Origin of the sequence: Bartonella sp. B1098, from assembly GCF_944896145.1 — a bacterium.
In the GTDB taxonomy this organism is placed as follows: Bacteria; Pseudomonadota; Alphaproteobacteria; order Rhizobiales; family Rhizobiaceae; genus Bartonella.
Genome location: NZ_CALYLP010000003.1, coordinates 675,321 through 692,601, shown reverse-complemented (window position 1 = coordinate 692,601; position 17,281 = coordinate 675,321). Strand labels below are relative to the sequence as shown.

Genomic DNA, 17,281 nt, shown 5'->3' with positions numbered 1-17,281 from the left:
AACTGTAATTCCAAGGGTGTGCGCTGTTCAAGAGTATGAGGGGGGGATGATTGGGTGAAGAGGGAGGCGAATGGAGAGGGCGGAAGGGCTTGGGGAAGCATGGGGGAAGAGAGTGGAAGTGTGGGGAGATGTTTTGTACCAATTTACTAAAAGGCTTGGCTTTTTTTAAGGGATCGTCTTTCTTGTCTTCTCAAGATTGCCATGGAGGCGTGTTTATTTTCAGTATCCATGATTTGAGAGAGTGTCGTTTAAGAGAAAGTTCGGAGCACAGAGTTTGGAGGGCGTTTGCTTGGTCAAGAAAAAGCAAAAGGAGGGATTGTATTACAAGTTTTGTTTCTTCATATGATTTTTTATGGCATCGAGGATCTGTTGACTTATTTCCTGATGGGTTAGCCAGCGTGAACCTTTTGACGTTGTTTTTTGTCCTAATTGAATAGAGATGAAATCAATCTTATTTTTGCGTGCCAGCAAGCGTTGCTCTTTAGCCAAAGGATTATAAAGTTATCTTTGCTCTTGCTGTGATGATTATCCTTTGGAGTATGATTCTCAGAATACCAAATGTCTTAAATTGGCAGCTGACAGGGTGGCAAGATACGGTGCATCTCGTGATCTTTAAGGGGACGGACGTCATAGAAGGCTGTGTACTTCTCTTGATTCCGGTGATGTTCCGAGTGCGTCGCAACGTGACGGGTGCGTTGCAAAAAAAATATTCAGAAATTAGAACAAGCACTCTCTGTACGAGAGCAAATAAACTCTTTGTCGCATAGGCTTTAGCAAAGAGTGAGAGGGGAAAATGAACAATAATCCTATCGTCGTACGTCTCTTGGATCCCCAGTTCTAGGTGATGATTGTTGTTTTCATGGTCATTATCATGCTGGTTTTGGCTCTTTATATTTCTGTCTTCAAACGGATGAAAATGAATGTCCAAGTAAAGGGCGAGCTGGAAAGAGTGCTGAAAGAAAATGATCTGGCAATGCAGCAGTTTTGGAAGGATGAAGCCAAGGTGCAGGAGAGGCGTTTGCAACAAGAGGGAAAAGAGCTCTTGGTCGATGATGATGAAATTCTCACCATGGAAAGTGCAACAGTGCTGTTAAAAAGCTTGGGGTGGTCCGTGGAATTAATGGGAAAAGGTGATCATGTGGCAATGCTCTTTTTGCCTGATCGCGAAGTGCAGTTTCTCTATAACGAGAAATACGTAGAAGAATTTTCACCCTTTGATTGCGGACTTCTGGTGATGAGCGGTGTTTTTGCCGCGGCTTGTCAGACCATTCATCCTCTTAATTCTGGGGGGGGGTGCCAACGGTATTTATAAATTTTGTCCCCAATGGATTGGAAATTTATGAAGAAAAAGTGACTGCCTCGCGTTTAAAGAAAGAACTTGATAAAATTTTAGCATGGATCATGGAAAATGATTGTCTGCATGAAATGCTTCGCTCTCAATATTGTATTCCACCTTGGGAAAAAGACTCTTTAGTATGGTCAACAGGTGAAGCAGAGTTTGTTCCTTATGCTCTGTTGCATCTTGCTGCTCTTGCCTTGCTGGGGGATGTGGAGACTTTAGCTTCTTATGATGAAAGTTTTACGCTAGGTGAGATGCTTGGCTTTGATGAAACCATTGAAAAAATCCATCTGGAACGCACGATGGTGATTGCTCAAGAGGTGAAGGAGGCAGGAAAATACAGTTATGATCTGCTGGAACGGGTGGCAAAAATCTGCTCCATAGAAGTGGAGGACACTCAGTTTTTCAGAATGAGAGATCCGAATGTGTGCAATCAAAAACGAGATTTTCATCAAAAAATAGTTGTGGAGAAAAAACAAGAATTAAAGGAACAAGGATACGTTGTGAGTGATGAACTTTTTGTCATAGAAGCTGGGGGAGTCAAACATACTCCTGATATTACTTATATCAAAGAGGGTCAACCTGCATTTATGGATATAAAAATTGATTAGTTTCCTTAACGTGTTTTTTAAAATCCCTCTTATTTGAAGCACAAACATGCTTGTTGAAAGAAGCTTAGCACCATGATTGAAATTTTACCTCAAAGCAATACAAAAAAGATACAAGGGAAAAAAAATACACAATAAAAGCAAAATACAAGAGCAAAATACAAGAGCTGGAAAAAATCAAAAAGTATAGCAGCTTTTAAAAAATCCGCTGAAAATATTTTTTTCTCAAGATGAGGGGCAAAGTTACGTGATGGTAAATTTGTCTCTTTTTTGTTTTTTAAGTCTATTCCTTTTTTTAAAGAAAAGCTGCTTTATTATGTGAAAAAAAGCGTGCTAGAAATGAGAAAATATTCAGCTTAAACAGCAGAATCAATCATTATGGACTGCGTAAGACACTGTTCTTTCCGGTGTGGCGATATTTTTATACATTCTGGTGGTTTTTTGTGAAAGCCGGTGTTTTTTATGAAAATCTGTGATGAATATTTGTGGACTAGATTTGCAAAAGAGCTGATGAAAAACTCTCCTAAAGTGGAGGATTGAAGCGTGCAATTGGCGAAAACGGTTTAAAAAAACTGGATTTTTTAAAGATTGAGAAATTTTGTTGCTTCGGCTGGAGAGAGAGACGCTCTTTACGGCTGGAGAGAGTGTGTGATGACAAAATATTATCTTTTAAGGTGTGAGGATAGGGGGTAAAAACTTTAGGGGCGCTTCATATTTTTAGGCATTTTGTTTCATCAAAGCTTGGATTCATCGAGGTTTGGAAGTCAATTCTCGTGGGATAGGGGCAAGTTGAAGTGGGGGATAAGGCATCTTCTTGAAAAAAGAAAAAGTGACTGAAAAAACGGCATAATTGTGATATATCTTTGACAAAAAACAGTATGGGATGGAGAGCTTAGGGGCTAGAGCTTTCTCTTCATTCAAGAGGGAGGAAGATGGTATCAAGTGCTGTTCTTAAGCAGCTGATTTTGAGGACATAAAATACAATACAAATTAAAATAAAACAAAGGCCCTTTTTAAAAAGGGCCTTTTTATTTCCGTTTTATAGTATACAAAATGTATATAACTTTGTTTTAAAAAATTTTGTATCTTATACTTTCGCAGAAATCATTCGCAGAAAATATATCTTAGTAAACCTAAAAAATTAGCAATGGCATCTAATAATTTTTTCCTTTTGTATAGAGATCATTCCTTGATGCGTGCTCTGATGCAGTTCTATTCGCTGTTCTCAGTATATTCAATGTATCCGATGGGCTGCTTACTTGTTTAAAAAACTGTGAATGTGTTTTTTCAACAGTATAAGGAGCAACAATAGGAGAGGGCGCTTGATTGACTATACGATCAGACTTTTGAATCGCAAGGGCTAAACCACTTGTAATTGCCCCCGCTATAAAAAAATATCTGATATTCATCGTTTTCTCCTACTATTTATTTCTATAAATAAATACCGATACGTACCATATATAAATTCACTTTAACTGACTATAGTAAAAATACAACAGTCATAAAAAAGAATAAACTTTGTCTACATTTTGACAAAATTTACTCTTAATTGCCTAAATCAATTCTTTATGATTCCATTTTATGGATATTTTAAAAAAGTTTAAACGCTCTGTTGGTAAGTGGAATCCCGTAAGATGAGTGACAAAAGAACTGCTGTCAAAATTCTTTTTGTGCCATTGAGTAAAGATTTGTAAAAATGAGGGTTCATTAAAATTAAAATGAGATGTGATGAAAATTGAGTCAAACCCGTAAGGGGAAGGACGCACTCTTTGGTGGGCTGAGTGCATCCTCTATGAGATTGGGTACATGCCGCATGAGGGTGAGGCGTGTATCCCTTGAGGGGAAGGATGCACTCTTATGCAAGGCAGAGTGCATCCTCTATGAGATTGGGTACATGCCGCATGAGGGTGAGGCGTGTATCCCTTGAGGGGAAGGATGCACTCTTTGAAGGCAGAGTGCATCCTCTATGAGATTGGGTACATGCCGCATGAGGGTGAGGCGTGTATCCCTTGAGGGGAAGGATGCACTCTTATGCAAGGCAGAGTGCATCCTCTATGAGATTGGGTACATGCCGCATGAGGGTGAGGCGTGTATCCCTTGAGGGGAAGGATGCACTCTTTGAAGGCAGAGTGCATCCTCTATGAGATTGGGTACATGCCGCATGAGGGTGAGGCGTGTATCCCTTGAGGGGAAGGATGCACTCTTTGAGGGCTAGAGTGCATCCTCTATGAGATTGGGTACATGCCGCATGAGGGTGAGGCGTGTATCCCTTGAGGGGAAGGATGCACTCTTTGAGGGCTAGAGTGCATCCTCTATGAGATTGGGTACATGCCGCATGAGGGTGAGGCGTGTATCCCTTGAGGGGAAGGATGCACTCTTTGAGGGCTAGAGTGCATCCTCTATGAGATTGGGTACATGCCGCATGAGGGTGAGGCGTGTATCCCTTGAGGGGAAGGATGCACTCTTTGAGGGCTAGAGTGCATCCTCTATGAGATTGGGTACATGCCGCATGAGGGTGAGGCGTGTATCCCTTGAGGGGAAGGATGCACTCTTATGCAAGGCAGAGTGCATCCTCTATGAGATTGGGTACATGCCGCATGAGGGTGAGGCGTGTATCCCTTGAGGGGAAGGATGCACTCTTTGAAGGCAGAGTGCATCCTCTATGAGATTGGGTACATGCCGCATGAGGGTGAGGCGTGTATCCCTTGAGGGGAAGGATGCACTCTTATGCAAGGCAGAGTGCATCCTCTATGAGATTGGGTACATGCCGCATGAGGGTGAGGCGTGTATCCCTTGAGGGGAAGGATGCACTCTTTGTGAGGTCAGAGTGCATCCACAGGGGAAGGCATATCTCATAAAAATAGAGAAAGCCTAAGAGATTTATTTTTATTTTATCTCTACCGGTTTGTATATTTTATAGATATTTGCTTTGTCTCCTCAATATTTGAGAGGGTTATAGAGTAAGACTCACTGATGAAGGTCAGCTAATGAATATTGAGATCTCTATGAAAATTAAGATATTTTTGTGCTTTTTTTTTGTCTTTTTCTTGATTTTATTAGCTCACACAAAATTTATGAGGCATTTTCCTACAATTTGGCTTTTGGTTGTGCCAATGGATTTGGTTTAATATTTCAATGATTTCAATGGTTTTATTCATACCGCCTTTAAAGAATGATACTTTATCATAGAATAGAATAAATTGAGTCAATTTTTGTAATTCTTTATCTTTGACGTGTTTTATTCTACACGAGCTCTCTTGCTTTTAATGAGTTGTTGGCTTGATGAATTTTAAGATAAAACAGCGTTGAAAGAAGGGAAGCCGGTTAAAAGAGGAAAAGTCTGAGAGAGTTGGCTCTTTTAGGCTAAAATTTCTAAGATAAAGAGCAGAAAACTGTCATTCATTAACCCATTGCTAGGATAAAAATACCTTATTGCTGTTTTAATGATAAAGAAAAATATGAGTGAGTCTGTTGTGTCGTAAAACAGCTTCTCTCGTAAATCCCTCGTCCTTTGAGAGAGAATTTTTAAGTTCATTTGAAAAAAGAATAATCTTTTTTGCAGGGAGAACTTATGGAAGAAAAACCCAAAGTTTAAGAAGACTTTAAGATAATACAGCCATAAAAAAAGCCCTCTGCTTTAAACAGAAGGCAATAATAAGAAGATTTTCAACATTGGGTCGTAAAAATATCAAAAAAGAATGAATTAAAAAAACTTACTCTTCTATCATTAGCAGAAAATTAAAAAGAGAGCAATATAAAAATACTTTTTACAAAAAAGAAAACTTTGTTTTTTGGCCTTAAACCTCATGAATACTTCTTTTTCATTGAATGTTTAATTTGAAATTTACTGTCAACTTAAGTCTTTAAAGATGTTATGACGTATGCAACCATATTTATTCTTCACTAAAAAACCAACAAAGAGAACCCTACATGGCGATAGGCTGGTGTGATAGGCTGGTGTGATAGGCTGGTGTGATAGGCTGGTGTGATAGGCCGATGCGATAGGCTGATGCGATAGGCCGATGTGATAGGCCGATGCGATAGGCTGATGCGATAGGCCGATGCGATAGGCTGATGCGATAGGCTGATGCGATAGGCTGATGCGATAGGCTGATGCGATAGGCTGATGTGATAGGCTGGTGTGATAGGCTGATGCGATAGACCGCTGCGATGGATTGGTGCGATAGGCTGGTGTGGGATGAGAGGCTTTGTTTTTTAAGGGTGTGCGTGTTGCGTGTAATGGTTTCGTGAAGCGCGTGTTTTTTTTTAATGTGGTGAGGGATGGAGCGGGCTGTTGGTGTGTGGCGCAGTGTGTGGGCGTGTAGATACATGGTTTTGGTGCAGGGTGCAGGCTTTTTGTTTGAGTTTTGAAAGGAGGGGGTGGAGTGAGCTGTTTTCCTTGAATGATTTGATGGGACAGTGAAGCATTTTCGTGTCATGTGAGGGGTGTTAGGGGGGAATCATGTTTTGGGAGCGACGTTTCAGATAACAATGGGCTTGTGTTAAAAAAAATGTTGCCTGCTCTATAGATAAAGAAGAGGGGGCCTAAAAGAAGACATGGTGGGGCGTGCGTGGGGATGCGGTTGGGTTTTGCTGGAATTGTTGCGCGGCATGGGGGGAGCGGCTTTGTTTTTTAAGGGTGTGCATGTTGCGTATAAGGGGTTTGTGAGGCTTGTGTTTTGTTAGGTGTGGTGAGGGATGGTGGGGGCTGTTGGTATGTTGCCCTGAATGACGAGGGGGATTATTCCGAATGTTTATGGTTTGCATAGCCCCAATGAAAGGCAAGTAAGTCTAAACAATCACGTAAATGATCGGCAAGGGAGTTTTGTTTGCGTTTTGAAGGACTTAATTCTTTGATCGCTTGTCCATAACCAATCACTCGCTCAAGCAGTGAATAGCCAAGAATACCAAGCTGCCCTTTGACGGTTTTTAAATGATTGGAGGCTTCTATTTGCCGTTCAATGAGGTGGGTATAGCCTTGGCTACAGGAAACTTTTTCACGCGTGTAGTCAAGGCTCATGTGCAGGTCTGCCTGACTGTGACGCCAATAAAAATAAAAACGTTCTGCAGCTTTATATTGTGCCTTACTGAGATGTCCTTTTGCATATAAAAGTGCAATGGGGCGGCTTTGTGCATTGACAAGAACTTTAATGGTACGCCGATTGCTGGAACTTTCTGGATGATGGGGTTGAAAATAAGGATTGCGTGTTTCAAGGGTAACTTCTTGCGTCTTTAAATGACCTATGTGCTGTCCTTTCTCGTGAAACTCAAGAGGGCGCGTGTTTTTTTTCTTTTCTTGATGGTTCATCTCATCTCCTTGAATAAAGTATCGTTTGATTCTCGTTTTTTAAAAAAATGTTGCTTGCTCTAGGGAAAAGCGAAGGACGAGAGGAAGATATATGTTGGCATGTGTGCGTGGGAATGCGGTCTTGGGGGATGGCTTGGATTGTTGTGCTGTGGGGAGGGTCCCGTGGATTTCGCATCTTGAAAAGAGAGGATTTTTGTTGCATGGTGGATTTTCCTTGAATAATTTGATGGGGAGGGGTGTGAATGTCGCCTGATGGGATATTGGGACCGTTGTTGGTGTTTTTAGGCTTTAATCGAGTCTTTCCTTGTTTTTTATTTATATCAGTGCGCATATAGCCATGAAGCGTTTCGGGCTTACAAAAAAGGCAGTGTTAAAGAGTGTGGTATGTTGGAGCATTGTGATTCTTGTCTCTCAGTTGCTTTATATGGCAGCAGAACGTGTTGGTGTGAGCTGGCTTTGGTTCTCCAATAGATGGCTGTTTAACATCCTTTTTGGCTTTGTCCTCAGTTTTGCTGCTATCGCTGCAAAGCACCTTGGGGTGACTTGGCTGGATTTTCTTTATATGGGAATGGAGAATTCGGTTGTTCCTTGGGCGTTGTTCTGGAAAAGAGTAGCTGTTTGCTGCATTGTCTTCCTTTGCCTCGTCTGTGCTTTTGTGGCAGCACAAGCATTTCTGTGTGACAAGGAGCAAATGTTGGGGCTTGTTTGTATAGAGTCGTGTTTTCGGCAATGGTAAATGAGGGTATGGGGGTAAATGAGAGTATGGGGGTAAATGAGAGTATGGGGCTCAATGGGGTATGGGTGAATTTGTCCTTGGATTTTGCATCTTGAAAAGCGAGATGTTTTGTTGCATGGTGGATTTCCTTGAATAATTTGATGGGGGGAGTGCCATGGCGTCGCGCGGGTTTTTGTCTTTGAAGAGACTGGTTTTTTCTGCATTGTGGTTGCTGTCTTTGGGGCTGTTTATGTGGAAATGAAGGCGTTGGGGATGACGTGGGGCGTATTTTTACGGGCTTTGGCATTTTATGGTACTCCCGGCATTTTCCTTATGTTGGGGTATGAAGTACTGCAGCGGCGCGGTATCGATAAGGTTTGTTCTTCAAGATGCTGTTGTTTGGCTTCATTTTTGCTGCTGTCACTGATTTTATTTATAAACAAGCTGAGCGTGTTGGTGTGAGCTGGCTTTGGTTCTCCAATAAGTGGGTGTTTGACGTCCTTTGGGGACTTGTCCTTGTTCTAGGGCTTATTTTTCGAGGGGCAAAACGTCTTGGGTTTAGGCTTTCATTCTTTGAAAAGAATTAAGATTTTGCTCTACCAGCATGCTTGTTGGGATTGTTTTTGTGAGAGTGGGGGGGTGATGTCACGGGGTTTGGTGTTTTTGAAGAGCTTAGCTTTTTGCTGCATCATGAGCGTTGTCCTTGTGTTTGCTTATGCCGGAGTAAAGCGTTTTGATCTTCCAGTCCAAGTGTTTTTATTGGGGGCGGTATTGGTTGTCTTGTTCAAACTATCCTTGGATTTGCTAATAAAAAGGATTTTAGGGTTGAGGGGGCAAAGCTTAGTGATCGTACGTGTTTTTTTATTTTTGAGGAGCTTAGCGTTGACTTGTCTGTTGAGTTTTATCCTTGGTTTGGCTTTGATCGGAGCCAAGTATTTGGGTGTGCCTTGGATTTGGTCCTTGAATGAGTGGGCTTCAATCTACATTTGTGTCTTTCTTGTTCGTGTTATGAGTATTTTTTTTCATGAGGAAACGCGGTGTGTTGGGGTGACGTTGGGGGGCTTCTTAAAAAGAATGGGCATTTTATTGAATCGGGGGCGTTTTCTTTAATTTTATGGCTGTGGGGAGACTTGTTGATGTCGCAGAGTTTGGTGCTTTTATTGTTGTTGCTGTTTTTTTGCCTTTTTGTTGTCGCTGGTGTTTTTCTTGATAAGGCGGCTGCGCGCCGCGGGGTTACAAGGTGGATGTTTTTTGGCAGGTGGGTGGTCTTTTATGGCGTGATTGCTCTTTACCTTGGTTTTGTTTTCGCAGGCGTGGGACGTTACACTGTTAGCGGGGCGTTGTTGTTGAAGGGAGCACTGTTTTCTTGCAGTTTTGCCGCTGTCTTTGGTTTGGTGCATGGGGGCGTAAAAAGTCTCCCTGTTGTTTGGCAAATGTTCGTGAAGGCGACCTTCTTTTGTTGCTTGATGGGGGTTATCCTGTGGTTTTTTATTGTGGGCGTCAGCGATATGAATAGCACCAGGGTGATATTCTTGAAGGTGTTGGTCTTGGCACTCTTGTTGGAATTGCTCTTGGGGTTCTTTATACGCGAGCATCGTGATACGGTGGTGCAGAGGGTGTTGCGTGTTTTGAATTTTGTGCTGTTTATCTGCATTTTGGCTCTTGTCTTTAGTTTTTCTCATTGGGGAGCAGAGCGTTTGGGTTGGAGTTGGCTTTGGTTCTCGAATCAGGATGTATTGACTTTCATTTTTGGATTTCTTTCTCCTTTGATTTATCAGGGAATGAAGTCTGCGCGTGTGATGGCGGGACGTTTTTTAAAAAAAGAGTGAGGAGGGGCGTTAAAGATAACGCCGCGGACAAGATTGTTCAAAAGAACAGCGATAGCGGTAGGTTTGGGGGTCAAACCAGAGACCGATTTTGCCTTCAAAATCGCCAGAACGTTGTTTGGCAATATTCATAATGACACCGGGGCGTTTGACTAAATCGGCTTTTTCTTGCGCCAGAGAGGCGGCAAAAATTTTATCTTCTAACGACCGATTGCGCCAAATGGTGATAATGTTAAAAGCATTCGCTCCAATTTCTGAGGCGCCTTTAATATCTTCTGTTCCGGGGATATCTTTATCCAGCCCTCCTTTGCGGGCATGGGCGACAAGATGAATATGCACAGTGTTTAAAACAGCCCAATCCACCATTTTATAAACCGCTTGTTCTTGTCCGGCATAATCATCAGAGGCAATGCCAAGCCGCATGAGACTGTCGATAATAAATTGATCGCACCCATAGCGTGCACGACAATAGTCAAAGACATCAAGTAAGGTGTCAACACTCGATTTGCCAACATGTTCATAAAGAATAAGCCCATCGTCTAAAAAATGCAAAATGCGTTCAATGGTCTCTTTTGTAGGCTTTTCTAAGCCGCTCGTTTGTTTGGTTAAACGCCGAAGCGATTGTTCTCCTTTCATCTCTAAAGAGGCTAAGCAAAGGCGACTGTTTTGCGCAATCCAATGGGGAATACAGTCAGACAATAATTGGCTTTTGCCTGTACCACTGGCGCCGCTCCACAGCGTTAATTCTGCGGGGCGAAAATGCAATTTACCTTTAAGTTTAGGATAGGGAACCGTATAGCCAAGGTGTTTTTCAGGCTCTGGCCAAAAAAGCCCAATCACTTGATCTTTATAGTCTGAGGCGCGTCGTAAGCCTTCTGGGGCAAAGCTTTTGGCGCAAGCAAAAGCCGCTTTTATGGTGGCAGCATCAATCCTCGCGGTTAAACATTCATTGGCATCTTTGCGGGGTAAGCGAACCCGGTAGCAACGGTGACGCCCAAGCCTGCTGGCAATTTCATGAGCGGCTTCTTCTCCGGGCTGGTCCATATCGGTGGCTAAAAAAATGGTTTCAAACGCTTCTAAATGATCAAATTCATTTTCAATCCAATTGTGCTTGCCTCCTCTTCCACCGCCAAACGGGACAGAGACCGCTGGATAGCCATAGGCGGCGAGCGAAAGCGCATCAATTTCTCCTTCCGTGATGACAATTATTCGGTTTGTTGAAGAAAGCGTGGGAAACAACGCGTGGTCTATGGACGCATGCTGAGGCATCTGCGTGGTGCTGTGGGTTGTGGGTACGGGCTGAGAGGTGTGCGTGGTGCTGTGGGTTGTGGGTACGGGCTGAGAGGTGTGCGTGGTGCTGTGGGTTGTGGGTGCGGGCTGAGAGGTGTGTGTGGCGCTGTGGGTTGTGGGTGCGGGTTCAGAGGTGTGCGTGGTGCTGTGGGTTGTGGGTACGGGCTGAGAGGTGTGCGTGGTGCTGTGGGTTGTGGGTACGGGTTCAGAGGTGTGCGTGGTGCTGTGGGTTGTGGGTACGGGCTGAGAGGTGTGCGTGGTGCTGTGGGTTGTGGGTACGGGCTGAGAGGTTTGTGTGGTGGCGTGGGCTGTGGGTACGGGCTGAGAGGTGTGCGTGGTGCTGTGGGTTGTGGGTGCGGGCTGAGAGGTGTGCGTGGTGCTGTGGGCTGTGGGTTCGGGCTGAGAGGTGTGCGTGGCGCTGTGGGCTGTGGGTGCGGGCTGAGAGGTGTGCGTGGCGCTGTGGGCTGTGGGTTCGGGCTGAGAGGTGTGCGTGGCGCTGTGGGCTGTGGGTGCGGGCTGAGAGGTGTGCGTGGCGCTGTGGTCCGTAGGGTAAAGGGCTTGCCAACCAAATAAAATCGGTTCACATTGGGCTGCTGTGGGTTTTGTTTTGGCACCTGCTTGTGCAAGCCGTTCTTTGACTAAAGCAAGGGTGCCATCGGGTTTATAAAAGGGGAAAATGATTTTTTCACCCTCTTCTCCTATGCGGTAGCGCTTGATAATCTCTAGAGGGATATGGCGTTCTTTGTGGAGATAGTTTTTTACGCGATTTTGTGGGGGGTGCCCTTTAGGAACCGGGGGACGGTGGTAGGAACGTTGGGGAGCCATAAAAGGTTTGGGGCGTGTGAGATTGAGAGCTGCGCGTGCTTCTTCGAGTACTTGAGAGAGGTTAATGCCTTTGACTTCACACCAAAGGTCTAAAATATCGCCTCCGATACCTTCTGCAAAATCATACCAAAGCCCTGCTTTACTGCCGTTTAAGCAAATCGATAAACTTTGACCGGGCTCCCCGCGTGTGTTGCCAACAATCCAATGGTTGCCGCGTTTGTGCCCTTGGGGAAGAAGCATTTCTGCTATCCGATCAGCTTGGGCGATAAGTTTTTGTTTGATTTCAAAAATTGTGCTCATGGTCATGCGTGATCTTATGGGTTTTGGGATTCTATTTTGTTGTTCTCGCCATTCAATTTCGTGGCGAAATCCATAGCGCTATGGTGCTTGCCAATGGGCTTTGTGGGCTTTTTTATCGCTTCTTGGTTGGCTCGTCATTGCCAAACCTTTTGCTTTGCCAATGGGCTTGGCTTTTACTCAGGCCTTCTAAAGCGGCTGCGTTGCTGTCTGTTTGCTTGTGTGGCAAGGGGTGCTCTTGCCGGGGGGCGGTGGGACAAGGCGTGTGTGTGAAAGAGAAGGGGCGGTGGCTTGCGGGTGTTGCTTGAAGGATTGGTGCGTTGTTTGAGCCTTCTAAAGCGGCTGCGTTGCTGTCTGTTTGCTTGTGTGGCAAGGGGTGCTCTTGCCGGGGGGCGGTGGGACAAGGCGTGTGTGTGAAAGAGAAGAGGCGGTGGCTTGCGGGTGTTGTATTCTTTTGCGTGGAAAAGATGAGGCGTGTGGGGCATGGGCTGTTATGATGAGAGCCGTGTGGGGGATGGTGATGCGTTTTATGGTGGCTGCTTTGCCTGTTGTTTGGATGAGTGTTGTTTGGGTGCTCGTTGTTGTGTTCAGAGTTGTTTTGCCGGATAGTGTTTTGTTTATGGTTTTGAAACATTGGTGCCCCCGCGTTTGCTTGTATGAAAAAATGGTTGGGCCATGTGATGTCAACAATCGTTGCTATAGTTGATCAGACTGCGGTAAAGGTTCTCGTCGCTCTCAGAAGGGCGCGGTGAGACGCTTTCCTGTTTTTGCTGTTCTAACCGTTCGATCTCACGGCGATACCAGTTGCGCCATGTGGCTTGCCAATCTACTTTGAGGGCTTCTTTGCCACTCTTGGCTTGCCAGTAGTCGCGAAACTTCTTGGCTTGCCAGTGGGCTTGGCTCTCACTTAAGCCTTCTGAAATTGCTGCCTTGATGTCTGCTTGCCAAGTTTCAGGAAGACGGTGTCCTTTGACAAGGCTGGAGGGGGTGGTTTTTTTGTTGGAACAAGGCGACGAAGGCGATGTTGAAAAGCTCGAGGACACACAATTGGCGGGTTTTTTTGTATTTTTCTTTGGGACAATTACTGTGAAAGGAGTCTCTCGCGCCCCTGCTTGGAGAGCGGTGGCGGTGCCGTTTTCATGCTTTGTTTCTGCCGGTGAGGAGGCAGCTAGTGAGGCGGAGTTTGGTGAGGAAGAAAGCGCTAATCTGGGAGGTGGTGCGCTTTGCTCAAAGCTCTCTTGGCTGGAAAGGGCAGGTTCTTTCTCATCAAATACCCTATTCTTTTCAAAAACACCGTTAGGTGTTTCCTTTTCTTCTTCTACCTTTTGAGCTTCTAAACTTTGTTGATCATCTTTTGTTCGCGCGTGAAGCGGTTGTTGAATCTCAGCATTGATTTTCTTGCGCTTTTTTGCCGAAGAACGACCCGCAAAGGATTTTTGTTCCAGCAATTTTTCACGCTCTTGAAAAACATTTTCGCAACGCGCATTCCATAAACCATTGGCTAAATTTAAAATCTTACCCTCTCGGATCAGCATGCCTAAAACATTAACAAAAGTTCGCTTGTCACAACCGCAAAGACGCGCTAAACGTTCTTCCGATATTTCTAGAGGACGACCACGTGCATACATTTCATTGAGAAGAATCGTATAAATTCCAATCTCGTGTGCTCGCATGCCACGAACACCGCCTAGAAAGTCATTTTGGTACCAACAAACATATGGAAGCCTAGACGATTCATAGTGAGGAGTTTCTTGTTGATCAGCGTGTTTCATATGGCAATCTACTTTCTTCTTTCTTATACAGTTTCATTGACGATAAAAGTGCAAACAGAAATTTAGCTTATGTGGCGTTTGGCTCTGTTCAATAACGACTAAGGGGCTTCTTTATGATGTTTAGCAATGAGTGTCTGTGCTTGAAGGGCATGAAAACTTAAAACTTGAGATTATAATGATGGAAAAAATAAAAAGGATAACACATTCTCAATGTATCTGATTTTGCAGGTGATTTTTTGTATCACATGGTATGGTGAAAGTGTTTTTATGAGCAAAAAATGATTTTTTATTTCCCCCTAAAAAGTAAAATTTGTCCCCTTAATTTTATCTCTTTTAGAGGATATTGCAAGCCCATTTTGTAAAAAAGGACGTGTTTTTTTTAAAAGACGCGCTATATGGTGAAATTATGAATATCGATGGTTGGCGTAAAAGATTGAGGGCCGCTTTGGAAAAAAGTGGGCGTTCAAAAAGATCTATCTCCCTCGCTGCCGGTAAAGGTGCCGGCTATCTTCACTCGATCCTTTCTGAAGGAAAAGAACCAACAATCGAATCTCTCTCGCGAATTTGTCACGAAATTGATATCAGTATGAATTATATTCTTTACGGTAAGCAGGCTAGTCCTGAAGATAAAGAATTTATAGAGCTTATTTCAAAGCTCTCTCCTGAAGAGAGACAGGCAATTTTGACTCTTCTGCGGAGACCCATTGGCGAAGCTTCAAAATAAGTTCCTTTTGTGCCTTTGAATCAAGACGATTCCAGTATTCTATTAATACTATATCACTCATTTTATCTCTCCTGTGTATTTACATTGCAATTGAGTGAGAACAAATAGAGAACAACAAAAGAACATGAGGGGAATAAGGAATAACAGATCTTTATTTATATATGTCATTTGAACCCCGCAAAGACTTAAAATATATCTTTTATGAAGGATAAAATGCTTGACATCTCTCCTATAGAGGAGATAAGACTAACGCTATATTTGATCTTGTCAAGATGAAGCTCTGCTTTATCAACTGTCTAAAGGGGGAAAATCATGAAAAATATTCCATTCGTTAAAGAGGATGAAATCATTATCATTCTCTGCGAAGATGAAAAGCCAGATAGCTATGAAGGACCTATCGAGGAAATCGAAGAAGTACTCGAACTGATTGAAGAATCTGAAACTGTTTATAAAGTTTTACGATTTGATCTTACAACAAATCATGCTGAAGATGTGACCGAACAAATCGCTGATTGTTATGTTGAAAATTATGAAATAAACGAAGAAAATACACACTTGCAGCCCTTCATTTTGAATAGTGAAGCCTATCATACCTGTTTAGATGAAAGAGTGGCACGCGATTATGAAGATAATCTCTATGGCTCTTATGAAAAACAGCATCGTTTACGCCCTTGTGATGTCTTGTCAGATTATTGGTGGTAATCATGCCAAGTTATCTCAAAACTTTTTATCGAGGCTTTCCACTTTATTATGCTGGAAAGACTCGAAATTTAATCAGACTTGAACCACAAAAACACAATGCTGTTCTTTTTATATCGCAAGAGGAGGCTCTGTCGATGGCAAAAAACTTGGAGGAAGAATATTGCTACCATGATTTTTCTGTTGTGCAATAGCAGCATGGAAAAAAACTCTTTCCTCCCATGAGATAGATCATTGATGGGCAAGGTAAAGGCCTCCAGTGTTTTTTCACGGGGGGAAAGGGAGGGCTTTCCTTTCATTCATTTCTAGGGGCTGTTTGGGGGGAGGCGCTGTTTGGGAGAGAGGGAGCCGATAGGGGGCGCCTGTATGGAGAAAAGGGGAAAGGGGTGGGCGGCGCGTGAGGGGGAAAGGTTGGCGCACAGTTGCTTGATTTTGGGAGAGTAAGAAAATGAAAAAGATGTCGCAAAAGGCAGAAAGCTTAGTGGGATATGCAAAGCGTCTTCTGGACAATGAAGTGTGAGAGAGGCAGAAGAGGAGGCCGTACAGAGTTGATGAGGGCAAAAATTCTATAAAAGGTAAGTTCAAGGCGGAATGTGGATGTTGAAAGGAGCATCAGAGGCTTAGCGTGAGAAGTGTTGCGTGGGGAAGATGGTGGACGGTGTTGGGGGGGAATCTAAGGACGTAGGCGCGGGGGAAGAAGAGAGTTTTGTACAGTGTTGATAAGGGAGGGAAATTTCATAAAAAGGCAGTTTTAAGGGGGCGTGGATGTTGAAAGGAGCATCAGAGGCTTAGCGTGAGAAGTGTTGCGTGGGGAAGATGGTGGACGGTGTTGGGGGGAATCTAAGGACGTAGGCGCGGGGGGAAGAAGGGAGTTTTGTACAGTGTTGATAAGGGAGGGAAATTTCATAAAAAGGCAGTTTTAAGGGGGCGTGGGTGTTGAAAGGAGCATCAGAGGCTGAGCCGTCGCAAATATTGCTTGAGGGAGATGGCGGAAGATTTTTCACAAGCAAGAGATAAGAAAGTCAATTGGGGGAAGATGTTAGGGATGTGAGAGAGGAGACCGGGGGCGGTTTTGTCCGCTTTTGTATCGTGTGTGTGAGGGGTACAGTGAGAGATTCCCCCCCATGGTAGGTCAGTTGACGGATAATTGACGGGATAGGTGTTTTTTCACGGGGGAAAGGGGGGCTTTCCTTTCATTCATTTTTAGGGGCTGTTTGGGGGAGGGCTGTTTGGGAGAGAGAGCCGATAGGGGGCGCTAGTATGGAGAGAGAGACAAGAGGGTGTGGAAGCGTTTGTGCAGTTGGGGGAAGATGTTAGGGATGTGAGAGAGGAGATGGGGGGCGGTTTTGTCTGCTTTTGTATCGTGTGTGTGAGGGGTACAGTGAGAGATTCCCCCATGGTAGGTCAGTTGACGGATAATTGACGGGATAGGTGTTTTTTCACGGGGGAAAGGGGGGCTTTCCTTTCATTCATTTCTAGGCGCTGTTTGGGGGAGGGCTGTTTGGGAGAGAGAGCCGATAGGGGGCGCTAGTATGGAGAGAGAGACAAGAGGGTGTGTGAAGCGTTTGTGCAGTTGGGGGAAGATGTTAGGGATGTGAGAGAGGAGATGGGGGCGGTTTTGTCCGCTTTTGTATCGTGTGTGTGAGGGGTACAGTGAGAGATTCCCCCCTGGTAGGTCAGTTGACGGATAATTGACGGGATAGGTGTTTTTTCACGGGGGAAAAGGGGGTGCTTTCCTTTCATTCATTTTTAGGGGCTGTTTGGGGGAGGGCTGTTTGGGAGAGAGGGAGCCGATAGGGGGCGCTAGTATGGAGAGAGAGACAAGAGGGTGTGTGAAGCGTTTGTGCAGTTGGAGGGAAGGAGGAGGCGTCTGTTGTG

At 44.2% G+C, this 17,281-nt stretch carries 17 protein-coding genes and 1 pseudogene; 13 read left to right on the top strand and 5 right to left on the bottom strand.

What is annotated here, in order from left to right; genetic code table 11:
* Window positions 1-321: 321 nt before the first annotated feature.
* On the bottom strand, window positions 322-489 hold the full coding sequence (locus NNJ85_RS07470; RefSeq protein WP_254474862.1) for a hypothetical protein: 168 nt from the start codon (window positions 487-489) through the stop codon (window positions 322-324).
* A gap of 352 nt (window positions 490-841) precedes the next feature.
* Here NNJ85_RS07470 and NNJ85_RS07465 point away from each other — a divergent pair, with 352 nt between their 5' ends.
* Together NNJ85_RS07465 and NNJ85_RS07460 are read left to right on the top strand one after the other, a co-directional pair.
* Window positions 842-1,312, top strand: coding sequence for a hypothetical protein (locus NNJ85_RS07465; protein WP_254474859.1), 471 nt, complete (start codon window positions 842-844; stop codon window positions 1,310-1,312).
* A gap of 17 nt (window positions 1,313-1,329) precedes the next feature.
* Window positions 1,330-1,950, top strand: coding sequence for a hypothetical protein (locus NNJ85_RS07460; RefSeq protein ID WP_254474858.1), 621 nt, complete (start codon window positions 1,330-1,332; stop codon window positions 1,948-1,950).
* Between the two features lie 1,084 nt (window positions 1,951-3,034).
* Here NNJ85_RS07460 and NNJ85_RS07455 read toward each other — a convergent pair.
* Window positions 3,035-3,356, bottom strand: a pseudogene (locus NNJ85_RS07455) (hypothetical protein).
* Between the two features lie 3,148 nt (window positions 3,357-6,504).
* Here NNJ85_RS07455 and NNJ85_RS09680 point away from each other — a divergent pair.
* Complete coding sequence (locus NNJ85_RS09680) at window positions 6,505-6,633, top strand: hypothetical protein (RefSeq protein ID WP_256481099.1); 129 nt, start codon at window positions 6,505-6,507, stop codon at window positions 6,631-6,633.
* A gap of 55 nt (window positions 6,634-6,688) precedes the next feature.
* Here NNJ85_RS09680 and NNJ85_RS07450 read toward each other — a convergent pair whose 3' ends face one another.
* Window positions 6,689-7,255, bottom strand: a complete 567-nt coding sequence (locus NNJ85_RS07450) for a hypothetical protein (RefSeq protein WP_254474856.1) — start codon at window positions 7,253-7,255, stop codon at window positions 6,689-6,691.
* 91 nt (window positions 7,256-7,346) lie between these two features.
* Here NNJ85_RS07450 and NNJ85_RS07445 point away from each other — a divergent pair, with 91 nt between their 5' ends.
* The 5 genes from NNJ85_RS07445 to NNJ85_RS07425 all read left to right on the top strand — a co-directional run bounded on the left by NNJ85_RS07445 (window position 7,347) and on the right by NNJ85_RS07425 (window position 9,799).
* Window positions 7,347-7,508: a hypothetical protein gene (locus NNJ85_RS07445; protein WP_254474855.1), complete on the top strand. Its 162-nt coding sequence runs from the start codon at window positions 7,347-7,349 to the stop codon at window positions 7,506-7,508.
* Window positions 7,509-7,592: 84 nt separating this feature from the next.
* Window positions 7,593-7,991: a hypothetical protein gene (locus NNJ85_RS07440; protein ID WP_254474854.1), complete on the top strand. Its 399-nt coding sequence runs from the start codon at window positions 7,593-7,595 to the stop codon at window positions 7,989-7,991.
* Between the two features lie 368 nt (window positions 7,992-8,359).
* Entirely contained in the window at window positions 8,360-8,557 is a 198-nt protein-coding gene (locus tag NNJ85_RS07435; RefSeq protein ID WP_254474853.1) for a hypothetical protein, read from the top strand.
* Between the two features lie 295 nt (window positions 8,558-8,852).
* The gene (locus tag NNJ85_RS07430) at window positions 8,853-9,080 is read left to right on the top strand and encodes a hypothetical protein (RefSeq protein WP_254474852.1); all 228 of its coding nucleotides are present in this window, start codon (window positions 8,853-8,855) and stop codon (window positions 9,078-9,080) included.
* Window positions 9,081-9,106: 26 nt separating this feature from the next.
* Window positions 9,107-9,799: a hypothetical protein gene (locus tag NNJ85_RS07425; RefSeq protein WP_254474851.1), complete on the top strand. Its 693-nt coding sequence runs from the start codon at window positions 9,107-9,109 to the stop codon at window positions 9,797-9,799.
* A 9-nt stretch (window positions 9,800-9,808) separates the two neighbouring features.
* Here the strand turns inward: NNJ85_RS07425 and NNJ85_RS07420 are convergent, their stop codons facing one another.
* Window positions 9,809-12,211 (bottom strand): toprim domain-containing protein, encoded by a 2,403-nt coding sequence (locus NNJ85_RS07420; protein ID WP_254474850.1) that lies wholly within the window; start codon window positions 12,209-12,211, stop codon window positions 9,809-9,811.
* A gap of 8 nt (window positions 12,212-12,219) precedes the next feature.
* Between NNJ85_RS07420 and NNJ85_RS07415 the strand changes: the two genes are divergently transcribed.
* Window positions 12,220-12,516 (top strand): hypothetical protein, encoded by a 297-nt coding sequence (locus NNJ85_RS07415; RefSeq protein WP_254474849.1) that lies wholly within the window; start codon window positions 12,220-12,222, stop codon window positions 12,514-12,516.
* A gap of 74 nt (window positions 12,517-12,590) precedes the next feature.
* Entirely contained in the window at window positions 12,591-12,914 is a 324-nt protein-coding gene (locus NNJ85_RS07410) for a hypothetical protein (protein WP_254474848.1), read from the top strand.
* Here NNJ85_RS07410 and NNJ85_RS07405 read toward each other — a convergent pair.
* The gene (locus NNJ85_RS07405) at window positions 12,892-13,980 is read right to left on the bottom strand and encodes a DUF1376 domain-containing protein (protein WP_254474847.1); all 1,089 of its coding nucleotides are present in this window, start codon (window positions 13,978-13,980) and stop codon (window positions 12,892-12,894) included. The genes NNJ85_RS07410 and NNJ85_RS07405 overlap by 23 nt on opposite strands.
* Before the next feature lie 406 nt (window positions 13,981-14,386).
* On the opposite strand from NNJ85_RS07405, the gene NNJ85_RS07400 reads away from it, so the two are divergent.
* The 3 genes from NNJ85_RS07400 (at window position 14,387) to NNJ85_RS07390 (ending at window position 15,597) form a co-directional block, all read left to right on the top strand.
* On the top strand, window positions 14,387-14,704 hold the full coding sequence (locus NNJ85_RS07400) for a helix-turn-helix domain-containing protein (protein ID WP_254474845.1): 318 nt from the start codon (window positions 14,387-14,389) through the stop codon (window positions 14,702-14,704).
* Window positions 14,705-15,016: 312 nt separating this feature from the next.
* Window positions 15,017-15,406: a hypothetical protein gene (locus tag NNJ85_RS07395; protein ID WP_150222325.1), complete on the top strand. Its 390-nt coding sequence runs from the start codon at window positions 15,017-15,019 to the stop codon at window positions 15,404-15,406.
* A gap of 2 nt (window positions 15,407-15,408) precedes the next feature.
* Window positions 15,409-15,597 (top strand): hypothetical protein, encoded by a 189-nt coding sequence (locus NNJ85_RS07390; protein WP_254474843.1) that lies wholly within the window; start codon window positions 15,409-15,411, stop codon window positions 15,595-15,597.
* The last annotated feature ends 1,684 nt before the right edge of the window (window positions 15,598-17,281 follow it).